Annotated in this window: 1 protein-coding gene; it reads left to right on the forward strand. The window is 57.9% G+C overall.

Annotated features, from left to right (window positions below; all coding sequences use genetic code 11):
• On the forward strand, positions 1–591 hold a 591-nt coding region (locus tag AACY08_RS28110), incomplete at both ends, for a hypothetical protein (RefSeq protein WP_339472367.1).

The raw sequence follows: 591 nt of genomic DNA on the forward strand, positions 1-591 counted from the left end.
CGAAGACAAGTTGCTGTCTGTGTACCCGTATCAGCAGCGCTACAATTTCAACCTGCTGGGCCACTATGAATTCGCCCCAGCATTGGAAGCGTTTGTCGAGGCGAAGTATGTCCGCATCGACACGCTCGGTTCCAACGCCGGCCCCTCCTTCAGCCAGGGAACCTACTCGCAATTCGACTATCGCGAACGGACGCGCCTGGACAATCCGTTCCTCAACGCCGCCGACCGTACGACGATCGCCAATGCGATTCTCGCCGCAGGCTGCAACACCAGTTTGACGGTAACCTGCGACAGCGCACGGTCCTTTTCCACCTCAGCCAATGGTGTTGCCGGCGGTAAACTGAACGCCGCCGATATCGCCGCCATTGCAAATGGCAGTTATCGGTTCGTCGACGCACGTCAGTTCGCCGACTCGGGCATCCGCGATGAAGCGTTCCGCCGTGAGACCTTCCGCATTGTCGGCGGTCTGCGTGGGACCTTCAACGACGACTGGAACTATGAAATTTCCGGAAACTACGGAAAGTTCACGCAACGCACGACGACCTATGGCTATGTCGACAAGCAGCGTTTTCTGCTGTCGTATGACGCCGG

The organism is Pseudomonas sp. EL_65y_Pfl1_R83, from assembly GCF_963970695.1.
Classification (GTDB): Bacteria; Pseudomonadota; Gammaproteobacteria; order Pseudomonadales; family Pseudomonadaceae; genus Aquipseudomonas; species Aquipseudomonas tritici.